Below are 13,743 nucleotides of genomic sequence, written 5' to 3' on the forward strand. Positions count from 1 at the left end.
CTGGGCCGTCGCCCTTCGAGGCGCGGCTTCGCCGCGCACCTCAGGGTGACGGAGAAACTTCGTGGATCACCCGTTACCGCGCGCGCCAGACGAACGCGGCGCTGACGGTGTAGTTCCACACCGCGCCCATCAGTGCGCCGGACAGGCCGGCAAGCCACCACGCGCCCTGCTGGCCGTAGATCAGGCTCGCGATGCCGACATTGGAAATCGCGCCGATCGCGCAGATCACCTCGAAGCTGACGAGGCCACGCAGATAGCGCCAGCCGGTCAGCCGCTGGTCGCGATAGGTGAAGGCGTTGTTGAACACGAAGTTCCAGGCGATGGCGATGACGGTGGCGACCGCCTGCGTCACGTCGAAACGCCAGGCGGTGAAGTCGTGGAGCCCCGCGAGCACCGCCATGTGAACGCCGACGCCGGAGAGACCAACGATGCAGAACAGTACGAAGCGGAACGACACCGCGTCGTCGGTGAACTTGGCGAGCAGCAATTGCGCGAAGTCGAGGGCGACGCGGGAGTCGAGCTTGCTGTCGCCGTGCTGGCGCTGCCCAAACGTAAAGGGAAACTCGGCGACGCGCAGCCGGCCGCGCGCGGTGGCGACGATGTCGAGCAGGATCTTGAAGCCCTGCGTCGACAGCGACGGGGCCAGCTCCTCGACGGTGCGGCGCTCCAGCATGAAGAAGCCGCTCATCGGATCGGTGAGGTCGACCTTGAGGAAGCGGTTGACGACCGCGATCGAGAAACGGCTGGCGCGGTCACGGTTGGCGCTCAGGCCCGCCTGCACCGCGCCCTCGGCGAAACGGCTGGCGACCGCGAGGTCGGCCTTGCCGTCGCGCAGCGTGGCGAGCATGCGCGCCAGCAGCGCCTCGTCGTGCTGCAGGTCGGCGTCCATCACCGCGACATATTTCGCCGGCGTCGCCAGCATGCCCTCGATGCAGGCGCCGGCGAGGCCGCGCCGGCCGATGCGGTGGATGCAGCGGATGCGGCGGTCCTGCGCGGCGATGCGGTTGGCCTCCTCGCCGGTGCCATCCGGCGAATTGTCGTCGACGATGACGATTTCCCAGTCGATGCCGGCGAGCGCCTGCGCGATGCGCGCGGTGACGATCGGCAGATTTGCGCGCTCGTTGAAGGTCGGCAGGATGACGGCAAGCTCGGGCGCGGCTCGCGCGGATGCGTCGCTCGTGGCCGAAGCTTCCGTGACCATGATCCCGCCGTTGCCCCCGATCCGGCGGCCCCGCCGCGGATGCCGGCAGATAACGCGAGTTCCAGGGCGAATTCAATCGGACAAAGCAAAGCCGCCGCGGGGTGAGCCCGCGGCGGCTGGAATTATCGGAGACTGCGCGACCGCTCAGTAACGGTAGTGGTCGCTCTTGAACGGGCCTTCGGCGGCGACGCCGATATAGTCGGCCTGCTCCTTGCTCATCTTGGTGAGCCTGACGCCGATCTTGTCGAGGTGGAGGCGGGCGACCTTCTCGTCGAGCTTCTTCGGCAGGGTATAGACCTTCTTCTCGTACTTGCCCTGGTTGGTCCACAGCTCAATCTGCGCCAGCGTCTGGTTGGTGAAGGACGACGACATGACGAAGCTCGGGTGGCCCATCGCGTTGCCGAGGTTCACGAGGCGGCCTTCCGACAAGAGGATGATGCGGTGACCGTCCGGGAAGGCGATCTCGTCGACCTGCGGCTTGATGTTGTTCCACTTCAGGTTCTTCAGGCCGCCGACCTGAATCTCGTTGTCGAAGTGACCGATGTTGCAGACGATGGCGCGATCCTTCATCGCGCGCATGTGGTCGACGGTGATGACGTCCTTGTTGCCGGTGGCGGTGACGAAGATGTCGGCGCGGGGCGCGGCGTCTTCCATCGTCACGACCTCGTAGCCTTCCATCGCCGCCTGCAGCGCGCAGATCGGATCGATCTCGGAGACCATGACGCGGCAGCCGGCCTGGCGCAGCGAGGCGGCCGAGCCCTTGCCGACGTCGCCGAAGCCGGCGACCATCGCGATCTTGCCCGACATCATCACGTCGGTGCCGCGGCGGATGCCGTCCACCAGCGACTCGCGGCAGCCGTAGAGGTTGTCGAACTTCGACTTGGTGACCGAGTCGTTGACGTTGAACGCCGGCCACAGCAGCGAGCCGGCCTTCTGCATTTCATAGAGGCGGTGCACGCCGGTGGTGGTTTCTTCCGAGACGCCCTTGATCGACTTGGCGATCTCGCCGAACCAGCCCTTCGGCTTTTCCTTCAGGCACTTCTTGATGAGCGCGAACAGGATTTCCTCTTCCTCGACGCCGGGCTTGTCGAGGAACGCGGTGTCGCCCTTTTCGGCGCGGACGCCGAGATGGACAAACATCGTGGCGTCGCCGCCGTCATCGAGGATCATGTTGGGGTAGCCGCCGCCGTGCCAGTCGAACAGCTTGGCGGTGTAGTCCCAGTATTCCGTCAGCGTCTCGCCCTTGACCGCGAAGACCGGAACGCCGGCCGCGGCCACCGCCGCGGCGGCGTGGTCCTGCGTCGAATAGATGTTGCAGGAGACCCAGCGCACGTCGGCGCCGAGCGCGGTCAGCGTCTCGATCAGCACCGCGGTCTGGATCGTCATGTGCAGCGAGCCGGCGATGCGGGCGCCCTTGAGCGGCTGCTTCGAACCGTATTCCTCGCGCGTCGCCATCAGGCCCGGCATTTCGGTCTCGGCCAGCGAGATTTCCTTGCGGCCGAAATCGGCGAGGTTGATGTCCTTGACGATGTATTCGCTGGCGGCTTTGGCCTTGGTCGGCGCGTTCATGACGATCCTGTCCGGCTACTTGGGAGTGGGTGAGGGGGTTTCGCGGGTGGCTATAACAGGCTGACGCCGCCCTCGCAATGCATGCATAAGGATATCTTTATATAGCGCCGGTTATCGGAATGCCGGGTATTCCGGCATTTTTCGATCTATTGACGCTACTTTATGTTTAATAAAAAATTATTGCTACCTATAGTAGAAAATCACCGTAACCATCATGGTGCCGGATTGCAGGATTCCGAAGCGGTGCACAGGCGACACCAGCACACCAACATCCCGACCGAGATCGTCCGCACGGTTGCGGTGATCGCCGAGACCGGCAGCTTTACCAGGGCGGCGGACCGGCTCGGCCTCACGCAGCCGGCGATCAGCGCGCAGGTCAAGCGCCTGCAAGGACTGGTCGGCGGACCGGTGTTCAGCCGGCTCAACGGCGGCGGCCTCGACTTCACGCCGCTCGGACGGCTGGTGCTGAACCACGCGCGCAAGCTGCTCGACGCCAACGATCAGATCCTGTCGCTCGGCGGTGCGGCGCAGGCCGGGCAACCGGTGCGCCTCGGCCTGTCGACGGTCTATGCCGAACCGTTTCTCGACATCTGGAAGCAGACCGGCGCGCCCGTTCCGCTGCACGTCGCCTGCGACACCTCGGCGGAACTGGCGCGGCGGCTTTCCGAAGGTTTCAGCGATATCGCTTGTCTGCTCGACGACGGCCGGCATGACCTCGATCTTGTCGGGTCATGGAGCGAAGACTTCGTGTGGGCGCGCAGCCGCGATTTCGTGCTGAGCCCCGGCACGCCGATCCCGCTCGTGACCTGGCCGGGCAGCCTGTCCGACATGCTGGCGATCGGCGCGCTCGAGCGCGCCGGGCTGTCCTATCGCGTCGCCTTTGCCAGCCCCGACCGCCACGCGCGGGTCGCGGCGGCATCGGCGGGCATCGGCCTGATCGGCCAGCCGTTGCGGCGGCTGAACGAGCCGTTGATCGTGGCGCGCGAATATTATCTGCCGCCGATTGCGCCGGTGCGCGCCGGCATTGCCGTTCGTTCCGGCTTCGATGCCGCGTCGTTGAGAGACTTGATCGCCGCGCTGGGCAAGCTTGCGCCGGCGGAGGATGCCAGGCCGCGCAACGGCGCGCGTCCGGCCGCGCGCGCGAGCGCCGCCGTTTTTGATCGGCGATAAAAACCGGCACCGGCATCAGATTTTGCCGGCGCTCAATTCCGTCGATGGAATCTTTCAACGGCCGTCAATGCGCGCGTGAAATCCTTGCGCGCATGGAGTGCAAGGCCAAACGAAAGCTCTTCTTCATCGCAGACCGGCGCGGATCGTCCGCCGTCGAGTTCGCGATCGTCCTGCCGATCTACCTGATGCTGCTTCTCGGTGTTTTCGCCTATGGCAGCTATCTCGCTCTCGTCCACAACATCCAGCAGATCACGGCAGAGGCGGCGCGCGCGTCCGTCGCCGGTCTGAGCGATGCGGAGCGGCTGTCGCTGGCCAGAACCACGATCAACCTCAGCGTCGCCTCCTATCCGTTTCTGCAGGCCAACGAGCTGACGCTGCAGGCCGCGGCGACTGACGCTTCGACCGGCGTGTTCTCGGTGACGATCAGCTACGACGCCTCCGGCATGTTCATCTTCAACCTGCCGAACCTGATCCCGATGCCGAACCCCGTCATCGTCCGCACCGCCTCGATCCAGCGCGGCGGGTTCTAGGAGGGCATGGTGCGCCGACTTCTCGGAGCATTCGCGCGCGACCGGCGGGGCGCCATCGCCATCCTGTCGGCGCTGCTGATGACCGCATTGGTCGGATTCACCGCGCTCGGCGTTGATGTCGGCGCGGTCTATCTCGACCGTCGCAAGGCGCAGAGCGTGGCGGACCTCGCCGCGCTCGCCGCGGCCAGCAACATTGCCAATGCAGACGCAGCGGCAGGCGACACCATCGCGCGCAACCGGCTGCGCGATGCTGCCTACACGCTGGAATACGGGGTCTATACGCCGAACCCGGCGCTGGCGCCGGACAAGCGTTTCGTCGTCTCGGCAAAGGCGTCCGCCAACGCGGCGCGGGTAACGCTCGACACCACCACGCCGTTGTTTTTCGCGCGCGCCGTCACCGGCCGCGACGCCTTCGCCATTCACACCACCGCGACCGCCGCGCTGTCATCGCTCGCCACGATCTCCGTCGGCTCGCGGCTGTTGAAGGTCGACGGCGGCCTCATCAACAAGTTGCTCGGCGGCCTGCTCGGCACCTCGCTGTCGCTGTCGGCGATGGACTACAACGCGCTGATCGCGATGAAGCTCGACGCGTTCGATTTTCTGAAAGCCCTGGCGACGCGGGCGCAGTTCACCGGCGTCACCTACGACACGCTGCTCGACAGCAAGGTGAAGACGAGCGACGTCGTGCAGGCGATGCTCGATACGGCAAAAGCGAAATACGGCACGACCGATGCGGGAGTCACGGCGATGGAAGACGTCGCGCGCGCGGCGCAGGGGCTGACGACCAAGATCAAGACGCTGCCCATGATCGATCCCGGTCCTTACGGCAGCCTCGCGGTCGGCGATAAACCGAAGGTGTCGGCCGCGCTGTCGGCCTACGACATGCTGGCGGTGACCGGCGCGCTGGCCAACGGCGAGAACCAGGCGGCTTTCACGATCGACACCAATGTGCCGGGCATCGTGTCCGCCGACGTGAAGCTGTCGATCGGCGAGCGGCCGAAGGGCACGAGCTGGGCGACGTTCGGCGGGCCGGGCACGACGGTGCATACCGCGCAGACGCGGCTGCTGCTCACCGTCAATCTGCTGGGCGCCGCGCCTTACTCCGTGGTGAAGCTGCCGATCTATATCGAGATCGCACCGGCCACCGCGCAGATTTCCGATCTCGCCTGCGGTTTCCCGGACGTGGCGACCTCGACCGCGCGGGTCGCGGTGACGCCCGGCGTGGTCGATGCCTGGATCGGCGATGTGTCCGCGGCGGACTTCACGAATTTCAGCGTGGCGCCCAGTCCGGGCGCAGCGACACTCGTCAATGTCGCCGGCATTAAGGTGACGGCGCGGGCGCATGCCAATGTCGGCAACCTGACGCCGACGCCGGTGAACTTCAGTTACAACGACATTCTGAATGAAACCAAAAAGACGGTCGGCACGTCGAATTTCACCGCCACGCTGCTGTCGCGTCTCGTCGGCGACCTTCAGCTCAATGTCAGCGTGCTCGGCCTCGGGCTCGGCGCGCCGCTGATTTCCTCGGGCGTGTCGTCGCTGATCGGCAACGCGGTGTCGCCGGTCGATCAGGTGCTGTCGTCGGTGCTGCAGACGCTCGGCGTCGGGTTGGGGCAGGCGGACGTCTGGATGTCCGGCATCCGCTGCGACGGCGCGGTTTTGGTGATCTAACTCAAATTCCGCTCATTCCCGCGTAAGCGGGAATCCAGAACCAATCTCGATGAGTTGTTGCAATGGGTCCCCGCTTTCGCGGGGACGAGCGGAAGAAAGAGCTTAATCTTCTTCGCCGAAGCGGTTGGCGATCAGGCCGCACAGCGCGTCCATCGCCTCGACGGCGTCGGGGCCGTCCGCGGTGATGGTCACCCTGGTGCCGGGGCCGGCGGCCAGCATCATCAGTCCCATGATCGAGGTCGCGCCGACGGTTTCGCTGCCGCGTCCGACGGTGATCGCTGAGGTGAACTGTTCGGCCATCTGCACGAATTTGGCGGAAGCCCGGGCGTGCAATCCCTTCTTGTTGACGATTTCGATCTCGCGGACGAGCGGACCGTCGGGGTCCGTGCTGCCGGGGACTTCGTCTTCGCCGGTCATTTCCCGTTCAGAACCCGGCTGGCGATCGTGCAGTATTTGCGGCCCGCCTCCTGCGCGGCGGCGACCGCCTGCTCCAGCGGACAGGTCTCGCGGACCTTGGCGAGCTTGATGAGCATCGGCAGGTTGATGCCGGCCAGCACCTCGACCTTGGGCTGGCTCATCACCGAAATCGCGAGGTTGGACGGGGTGCCGCCGAACATGTCGGTGAGGATGGCGACGCCCTGGCCGCTGTCGACGCGCTTGACCGCATCGACGATGTGCCGGCGCGACTGCTCGACATCGTCTTCGGGGCCAATGGTGATGGCTTCGATCTGACGCTGCGGGCCGACCACATGCTCAAGGGCGGAACGGAATTCCGTCGCCAGATGGCCGTGGGTCACAAGAACGAGACCGATCATCGGTAACTCACCGTGCGCGTCCTGTTGCGCCGCAAGAAGAGCCGCTCATCTGGACCATCCAAACTTCGGACGCAAGGACCGCTCCCCCCTATATAGGGTTTATTGTGCAATGCAAAAAGAGGGGTCGGGAAGGCCCTGCCGGCTCCGCCACGCGGGCCGATCCTAGGCCCTTTATGGTTACCATTCTCCACTCGGGAGGCGCGGGTTAGCGCAGTTCGCCCGTCCGGGTCAATCCGGTCCGGCGTCCGTGTGGAGGGCGGCGATCACAACCGGCAGCGCATCTATGCCGGGGGCGACCGGAATGCGAGGGAGCGTCACCCCTAAAATTTCGGTCATGGTGGCGGCGGGTTCGGGCAGCCGCGTGGCGTCCGGGCTCGCCAGATCGACGACGAGGCCGATCGTTGCGACCGGCTCGCAGGGCAGGCGGCGTAACCCAAGGCCGCGGACCTCGATCAGACCGGCGAGCGCAGGGGCCGGTCGCGCCAGCAGCCGGCCGGCAGCGGTCTCGAGCGCGGTGCGGTCGTCGGCGACGAGGCGCGCGAAGGGCAAAGTGCCGCAGCGGGCCGCCTCGATCAGCGCCAGCGCGAGCCGCGACTTGCCGGAGCCGGAGGGACCGCGGATCAACAGCGCCGTCGCGCCGGTCAGCACCGCGCTGGCATGGACGGTCGAACTCAAGCCGCTCCCCAACCGCTCATTCCCGCGAAAGCGGGAATCCAGATTGAGAAACTCAGGCGGCGATATCGTTCCACAAATCTCGCCATTCGGGGTTCTGTTTGTCGATCAGTTGCAATTTCCACGCCCGATTCCATTTCTTCATCTGACGTTCGCGTGCAAAGGCTGACTCGCGCGATTCATGCGTTTCGAACCAGACGAGCAACTTTAGGCCGTAGCGATTGGTGAAACCTTCGACGACGCCTTCGCGGTGCTGCCAAATTCGCTTTACGAGATTGTCGGTCATGCCGATGTAAAGCGTACCGCTGCGCTTGTTCGTCAGCATGTAAACACAAAACGCCATGCCAGGAACCCGCTCCAATCCGACCCAGCAAACGATACGCCGGACGCTTCTGCATGTCAGCATGGACCCCCGCTTTCGCGGGGGTGAGCGGAAACCGGAAACGACCGATTACATCGCCGGCAGTTGCACGATGAAACGCGCGCCGAGCACGCGCGGCGTGTCGTCATCGGCGGCCGGCATCACCCGGTTGGTGGCATGGATGCGCCCGCCATGCGCCTCGATGATCTGCCTGGAGATCGACAGGCCGAGGCCGGAGTTCTGCCCGAAGCCCTGGTGCGGACGGTCGGTGTAGAAACGCTCGAAGATCTTGTCGAGCGCGTCGGGGCGGATGCCGGGGCCGTCGTCGTCGACGATCACGTCGATGTGGTTCTTCAGCCGCCGGCCGGTGACGCGCACCGTGCCGCCCTCGGGCGAGAACGAGCGCGCGTTCTCGATCAGATTGGTGAACACCTGCGCGAGCCGCGAGTCGTGGCCCGGCACGCGGAAGTCGTTCGCGCCGCCGCTCTGGAACGCGAGCGTGACGGACACATCGCCCGGCTGCACGTCGGCGGCGGTGACGAGAGCCTCCAGCAGCTTGCGCACGTCGACCGGCTCGGCCTCCTGCCGCTGCAACTCGGCGTCGAGACGGCTCGCATCGGAGATGTCGCTGATCAGCCGGTTGAGCCGCTGCACGTCGTGCATGATGACGCCGAGCAGCCGGTTACGGCTGTCCTCGTTTTTCGCGAGCGGCAGCGTCTCGACCGCGGAGCGCAGCGAGGTCAGCGGATTCTTCAACTCATGTGCGACGTCGGCGGCGAAACTCTCGATCGCCTCGATGCGCGAGTACAGCGCGTCGGTCATGTCGCGCAGCGCGCCCGACAGTTCGCCGATCTCGTCGTTGCGGCGGGTGAAGTCGGGGATTTGCACGCGGGTGCGGATGCGCCGGCGTACCCGTTCGGCGCCGTCGGCAAGCCGGCGCACCGGGCCGGCGATGGTGCCGGCGAGCAGGATCGACAACACCACCATGACGGCGGCGGCGACCAGAAACACCTTGAGGATGGCGAGCCGCTCGGCCTCGACCATCTGGTCGATGTCGGCGCCTTGGGTCGACAGCATCAGCACGCCGCGCACCGCGCGGAAACGCTGCACCGGCACCGCGACCGACACGATGACTTCGCCGCGCTCGTTGATGCGCACCATGCTGGCTTTGAGGCCGGCGAGCGCCTGTTCGACCTCCGCATAGCCTTTGCCGTTGTCGGGCCCGAGTTCCTTGTAAAGCGGCAGGTCGCCGCGGCTGAACCAGCGGCGGATCGCGATGGTCAGCCGCTCGACCAGTCCCGGATCGCCGGCGCCCGGCGCCGGCAGGTCGAACCGCAGGATGTCGCCGCGGCCGTAAAGGTTGCGGCTGTCGAGGATCAGCACGCCCTCGCGGTCGTAGATGCGCGCGCGGGTGCGGGTCGGCGAGACGAGGCGGCGCAGCACCGGGGCGACACGCTCGGGGTTGATCGGGAATTCGATGCCGGACAACGCATCGTCGGTGGGGCCGTAGCTTTCGCCGGCCTGCAGTTCGAGCAGCCGCTCGGGGTCGATGGTGATGGCGTTGGTCTCGACCGTCGCGGAGGCCGCGATCGCGCCGGCGATGATCTCGCCCTGCACGAGCAGGCTCTGCGCGCGCGCATCGATCAGGCCGGCGCGGAACTGCGACAGGTAAAGCACGCCGGTAAGCAGCGCGATCAGGCCGGCGAGATTGAGGATGACGATGCGGCGCGTCAGGCTGGAGAAGCTTTGCGCGATGAGGAAGCGCCAGGCCGACTTCATCGCCGAACGAAGCCGTCCGCTGCGGCGCGGTTCGGCCTCCACCGGCTGTTCCGTCTCGGCCGGTTCGTCCGTCAGTCCGGAGGTTCGCTCCAGCACGTGGTTCAAGCCTGCAAGGTCAAGGTTGCCGGCCCCCAACTGGCCTCATGCGGGACTGCAGCGCCGGACCGGCGGCCATCCCGCGTTCGCTTTCCAATCGAGCACGGTCCGGCCGCACCGGCCGGAACGCGCGCTTCGCCTTCATGCCGCAGTGTAACGCAACGGCGAGGCAACGTCAGGTCGGCGTCGGGCCGAATGGCCCGCGCCGATCAGGCTTCCTTGAAGCGGTAACCGACGCCGTAAAGGGTCTCGATCATCTCGAAGTCGTCGTCGACCACCTTGAATTTCTTGCGCAGCCGCTTGATGTGGCTGTCGATGGTGCGGTCATCGACGTAAACCTGGTCGTCATAGGCCGCATCCATCAGCGCGTTGCGGCTTTTCACGACGCCGGGGCGGGTGGCGAGCGCCTGCAGGATCAGGAACTCGGTGACGGTCAGCGTCACCGGCTGGTTGTTCCAGGTGCAGGTGTGACGCTCCGGGTCCATGCGGAGCGCGCCGCGCTCCAGCGCCTTGGCGGTGTCAATCTCCTTGGGCGCGGCGCCGTCCTTCGGCGAGACGCGGCGGAGCACCGCCTTGACGCGCTCGACCAGCAGCCGCTGCGAGAACGGCTTCCGGATGAAGTCGTCGGCGCCCATCTTGAGGCCGAACAGTTCGTCGATCTCCTCGTCCTTGGAGGTGAGGAAGATCACCGGCATGTCGGACTTCTGCCGCAGCCGGCGCAGGGTTTCCATGCCGTCCATGCGCGGCATCTTGATGTCGAGAATGGCGAGGTCGGGCGGCGAGGTCTTGAAACCGTCCAGAGCCGAAGCGCCGTCCGTGTAGGTCATAATGCGATAGCCTTCCGCCTCGAGCGCAATCGAAACGGACGTCAAAATATTGCGGTCGTCATCAACCAGAGCGATTGTTGGCATATGGGTGCGCCTTCAGTCGTGAAATACGGCGTCCTTTGAGCCCAAGAACGCGGGCTTAAATGTGTCAATACTGGTTCAACTATGTGATTCTGCCACGTTTACAAGGCATACGCCATAAACCCCCCGGTTGGGGTCCGGTTCCGCCGGAATCGTTCGCGCACACCCTGAACGAAACGCGAAACGGCCCATGATCAAGATTTCACCGATGCCCGGCCATCGCGGGATCAAAGGACGGCCATGACCGACACGACAGCGCCGCTGCCGGGTTCGATGCCGGGCCGCGTGCCGGAGAACGCGGCGCCGCCGGCCGACTTCAAGCCGCGCGAGGCCGCGCGTTCGCTGCTGCGGGCGATCCGTTCCGGCACGCTCGGCACCATCGACCGCAACGGCGGCTATCCGTTCGCCTCGCTGGTCAATGTCGCAACCGACGTCGACGGCGCGCCGCTCATTCTGATCTCCAAGCTCGCGACGCACACCGCCAATCTCGAAACCGACGGCCGCGCTTCGCTGCTGCTGGCGGAGACCGGCAAGGGCGATGCGCTGGCGCATCCGCGTCTCACCGTGCTCGGCGATTTTGAAACGGTCGCGCCGGACGGCGTCGATGCCGCGCGGCTGCGGCGGCGCTTTCTCGCGCGTCACCCGAAGTCGCAGCTCTACGCGGACTTTCCCGACTTCCGGTTCTGGCGCATGGCCGTGGTGTCGGCGCATCTCAATGGCGGCTTCGCGCGCGCCGCCGATCTCGCGGCGTTGGACATTCTCACCGATGTGAGCGGCGCCGAAGCGCTGATCGAGGCGGAAGAGGGCGCCATCGCACACATGAACAGCGACCACGCCGAGGCGGTGCGGCTCTATGCGACGAAACTGCTCGGCGCGCCGGACGGCGACTGGCGCTGCGTCGGCTGCGATCCCGACGGCCTCGACCTTCAACTCGGCAACGTCGGACTGCGGCTGCCGTTCCCGCAGCGCGTCACCACCGGCGGCGAACTGCGCCAGGTTCTGGTGCAGCTCGCGCAGCAGGCGCGCGCGGCGTAGCGTCGTGCGCATGTAACTAACTGTATTTTTAATTAGCGCGCGCCGCATTAGGCCTCGGCCCGGATACGGCGCTTGCGCATCGTTGTGGATGCGGGCGCGCATCTTTACGCATTGCGAAAATGAAAGGCGCGCATGAGTGGCCGTGGGGTTGGCAAGGTGACGGCCGTGTGACTATGGTCGCGCGCTTTTCGGCAGCGGGTTATACTTTGGCGTACTCGGTCCAAGCCGCGCCAAAGCCGGGGGGCATCAGGGATCAAAAGTGAGTGGCGGATCGCGGCTCCGCCTGTTTGGGAGGATTTCGTGAAAGAGACGGGTGTGCGGAACAGCGCCTATGGCGCTGACAAATTCGGCTTGAAAGACCTTGCCGAAGTCCACTGGAACCTGACCGCGCCAAGCCTTTACGAACATGCGATCGCCGCGGGCGAAGCCAACATCGTCGTTGGCGGCGCGCTCTGCGCGGAGACCGGCCACCACACCGGCCGCTCGCCGAAGGACAAGCACACCGTCGTCGATGCGCTGACCGAGAACACGCTCTGGTGGGACGGCAACCGCAAGCTCTCGAAAGAGCACTTCGATGTGCTCTACGCCGACTTCCTCGCGCACTGCAAAGGCAAGAAACTCTTCGCGCAGGACCTCTACGGCGGCGCCGATCCGAAATACCGCATCAAGACCCGCGTCTTCACCGAATATGCCTGGCACTCGCTGTTCATCCGTACGCTGCTGATCCGCCCGCCGCAGGACGACATCGCCGGCTTCGTTCCCGACCTCACCATCATCGATTGCCCGTCCTTCGTCCCCGACGCCAAGCGTCACGGCGGCCGCGAAGGCTCCGACACGATGGTGGCGATCGATTTCACCCGCAAGATCGTACTGATCTGCGGCTCGTCCTATGCGGGCGAGATGAAGAAGTCGGTCTTCACAACGCTCAACTTCTACCTGCCGGCGCAGAACGTCGTGCCGATGCACTGCTCCGCCAACGTTTCGACCGACGGCAAGGAGAGCGCGCTGTTCTTCGGCCTGTCCGGCACCGGCAAGACCACGCTGTCGCAGGACCCGAACCGTATCCTGATCGGCGACGACGAAACCGGCTGGGGTCCGGACGGCATCTTCAATTTCGAAGGCGGCTGCTACGCCAAGACCATCAAGCTGTCGCAGGAAGCCGAACCGGAAATCTGGGACGCCACCAACAAGTTCGGCGCGGTGCTGGAGAACGTGACGTTCGATCCGGTCACCCGCGTCCCGGACTATGACGACGCCGGCAAGACCGAGAACACCCGTTCGGCCTATCCGCTGGAGTCGATCCCGAACGCCTCGCGCACCGGCCGCGCCGGTCACCCGAAGAACATCATCATGCTGACGGCGGACGCCTTCGGCGTGATGCCGCCGATCGCCAAGCTCACTCCGACGCAGGCGATGTATCACTTCCTGTCCGGCTACACCGCCAAGGTGGCGGGCACCGAAAAGGGCCTCGTCGGCGTGCAGCCGGAATTCTCGACCTGCTTCGGCGCACCGTTCCTGCCGCGGCACCCGTCGGTCTATGCCGACCTGCTGCGCAAATACATCGCCGAGCACAATGTCGATTGCTGGCTGGTCAATTCCGGCTGGACCGGCGGCAAATACGGCGTCGGCCGCCGCATGCCGATCAAGGCGACCCGCACGCTCTTGACCGCCGCGCTCAACGGCTCGCTGAAAAACGCCAAGTTCCGCACCGATCCCTATTTCGGTTTTGCGGTACCGACCGCGGTGCCGGATGTCGACGCCAACCTGCTCGATCCGATCAAGACCTGGGCCGACAACTCGGAATTCGACAAGACCGCGCGCGATCTGGTCGGCATGTTCCAGAAGAACTTCGCCAAGTTCGAAAAGCACGTCACGCCGGACATCGCTGCGGCCGCGCCGCAGGTGAAGCTGGCGGCGGAATAGTCGCTGCGCCGAC

The 13,743-nt window shown here is 65.5% G+C and carries 13 protein-coding genes; 5 read left to right on the forward strand and 8 right to left on the reverse strand.

The window, feature by feature from the left end; genetic code table 11:
• Positions 1-73 precede the first annotated feature (73 nt).
• Together AB7F10_RS16820 and ahcY are read right to left on the reverse strand one after the other, a co-directional pair.
• On the reverse strand, positions 74-1,201 hold the full coding sequence (locus AB7F10_RS16820; protein ID WP_428563383.1) for a glycosyltransferase: 1,128 nt from the start codon (positions 1,199-1,201) through the stop codon (positions 74-76).
• 144 nt (positions 1,202-1,345) lie between these two features.
• Complete coding sequence (ahcY, locus tag AB7F10_RS16825) at positions 1,346-2,770, reverse strand: adenosylhomocysteinase (protein WP_428563381.1); 1,425 nt, start codon at positions 2,768-2,770, stop codon at positions 1,346-1,348.
• A gap of 243 nt (positions 2,771-3,013) precedes the next feature.
• Between ahcY and AB7F10_RS16830 the strand changes: the two genes are divergently transcribed.
• Genes AB7F10_RS16830 through AB7F10_RS16840 form a run of 3 tightly spaced genes read left to right on the forward strand, consistent with a single transcriptional unit; the run spans position 3,014 to position 6,141 of the window.
• Entirely contained in the window at positions 3,014-3,940 is a 927-nt protein-coding gene (locus AB7F10_RS16830; RefSeq protein WP_428563379.1) for a LysR family transcriptional regulator, read from the forward strand.
• A gap of 44 nt (positions 3,941-3,984) precedes the next feature.
• Positions 3,985-4,470: a TadE/TadG family type IV pilus assembly protein gene (locus AB7F10_RS16835; protein ID WP_428563377.1), complete on the forward strand. Its 486-nt coding sequence runs from the start codon at positions 3,985-3,987 to the stop codon at positions 4,468-4,470.
• A gap of 6 nt (positions 4,471-4,476) precedes the next feature.
• Complete coding sequence (locus tag AB7F10_RS16840) at positions 4,477-6,141, forward strand: pilus assembly protein TadG-related protein (protein WP_428587191.1); 1,665 nt, start codon at positions 4,477-4,479, stop codon at positions 6,139-6,141.
• A 102-nt stretch (positions 6,142-6,243) separates the two neighbouring features.
• On the opposite strand, the gene AB7F10_RS16845 is transcribed toward AB7F10_RS16840, so the two are convergent.
• From AB7F10_RS16845 to AB7F10_RS16870, 6 genes are all read right to left on the reverse strand, one after another.
• On the reverse strand, positions 6,244-6,558 hold the full coding sequence (locus AB7F10_RS16845; protein WP_428563373.1) for an HPr family phosphocarrier protein: 315 nt from the start codon (positions 6,556-6,558) through the stop codon (positions 6,244-6,246).
• Positions 6,555-6,956: a PTS sugar transporter subunit IIA gene (locus AB7F10_RS16850; RefSeq protein ID WP_428563371.1), complete on the reverse strand. Its 402-nt coding sequence runs from the start codon at positions 6,954-6,956 to the stop codon at positions 6,555-6,557. The genes AB7F10_RS16845 and AB7F10_RS16850 overlap by 4 nt, the downstream gene beginning before the upstream one ends.
• Positions 6,957-7,184: 228 nt before the next feature.
• The gene (locus tag AB7F10_RS16855) at positions 7,185-7,631 is read right to left on the reverse strand and encodes an HPr kinase/phosphorylase (RefSeq protein WP_428563369.1); all 447 of its coding nucleotides are present in this window, start codon (positions 7,629-7,631) and stop codon (positions 7,185-7,187) included.
• 52 nt (positions 7,632-7,683) lie between these two features.
• Positions 7,684-7,953: a GIY-YIG nuclease family protein gene (locus AB7F10_RS16860; RefSeq protein WP_428563367.1), complete on the reverse strand. Its 270-nt coding sequence runs from the start codon at positions 7,951-7,953 to the stop codon at positions 7,684-7,686.
• 126 nt (positions 7,954-8,079) lie between these two features.
• Positions 8,080-9,864, reverse strand: a complete 1,785-nt coding sequence (locus tag AB7F10_RS16865; protein ID WP_428563365.1) for a stimulus-sensing domain-containing protein — start codon at positions 9,862-9,864, stop codon at positions 8,080-8,082.
• Between the two features lie 209 nt (positions 9,865-10,073).
• On the reverse strand, positions 10,074-10,775 hold the full coding sequence (locus AB7F10_RS16870; RefSeq protein WP_428563363.1) for a response regulator transcription factor: 702 nt from the start codon (positions 10,773-10,775) through the stop codon (positions 10,074-10,076).
• A 237-nt stretch (positions 10,776-11,012) separates the two neighbouring features.
• On the opposite strand from AB7F10_RS16870, the gene AB7F10_RS16875 reads away from it, so the two are divergent.
• Together AB7F10_RS16875 and AB7F10_RS16880 are read left to right on the forward strand one after the other, a co-directional pair.
• The gene (locus AB7F10_RS16875; RefSeq protein ID WP_428563361.1) at positions 11,013-11,807 is read left to right on the forward strand and encodes a HugZ family protein; all 795 of its coding nucleotides are present in this window, start codon (positions 11,013-11,015) and stop codon (positions 11,805-11,807) included.
• 300 nt (positions 11,808-12,107) lie between these two features.
• Complete coding sequence (locus AB7F10_RS16880; RefSeq protein ID WP_428563359.1) at positions 12,108-13,730, forward strand: phosphoenolpyruvate carboxykinase; 1,623 nt, start codon at positions 12,108-12,110, stop codon at positions 13,728-13,730.
• Positions 13,731-13,743 lie beyond the last annotated feature (13 nt).

Source organism: Pseudolabrys sp. (assembly GCF_050250095.1).
GTDB lineage: Bacteria > Pseudomonadota > Alphaproteobacteria > Rhizobiales > Xanthobacteraceae > Pseudolabrys.

What these genes read in the sequence shown, in the direction of transcription:
- AB7F10_RS16850 (WP_428563371.1), bottom strand. Translation starts at nt 6,956, where the DNA reads ATGATCGGTCTCGTTCTTGTGACCCACGGCCATCTGGCGACGGAATTC.
- AB7F10_RS16820 (WP_428563383.1), bottom strand. Translation starts at nt 1,201, where the DNA reads ATGGTCACGGAAGCTTCGGCCACGAGCGACGCATCCGCGCGAGCCGCG.
- AB7F10_RS16835 (WP_428563377.1), top strand. Translation starts at nt 3,985, where the DNA reads ATGGAATCTTTCAACGGCCGTCAATGCGCGCGTGAAATCCTTGCGCGC.
- AB7F10_RS16860 (WP_428563367.1), bottom strand. Translation starts at nt 7,953, where the DNA reads ATGCTGACGAACAAGCGCAGCGGTACGCTTTACATCGGCATGACCGAC.
- AB7F10_RS16840 (WP_428587191.1), top strand. Translation starts at nt 4,477, where the DNA reads ATGGTGCGCCGACTTCTCGGAGCATTCGCGCGCGACCGGCGGGGCGCC.
- AB7F10_RS16875 (WP_428563361.1), top strand. Translation starts at nt 11,013, where the DNA reads ATGACCGACACGACAGCGCCGCTGCCGGGTTCGATGCCGGGCCGCGTG.
- AB7F10_RS16870 (WP_428563363.1), bottom strand. Translation starts at nt 10,775, where the DNA reads ATGCCAACAATCGCTCTGGTTGATGACGACCGCAATATTTTGACGTCC.
- ahcY (WP_428563381.1), bottom strand. Translation starts at nt 2,770, where the DNA reads ATGAACGCGCCGACCAAGGCCAAAGCCGCCAGCGAATACATCGTCAAG.
- AB7F10_RS16845 (WP_428563373.1), bottom strand. Translation starts at nt 6,558, where the DNA reads ATGACCGGCGAAGACGAAGTCCCCGGCAGCACGGACCCCGACGGTCCG.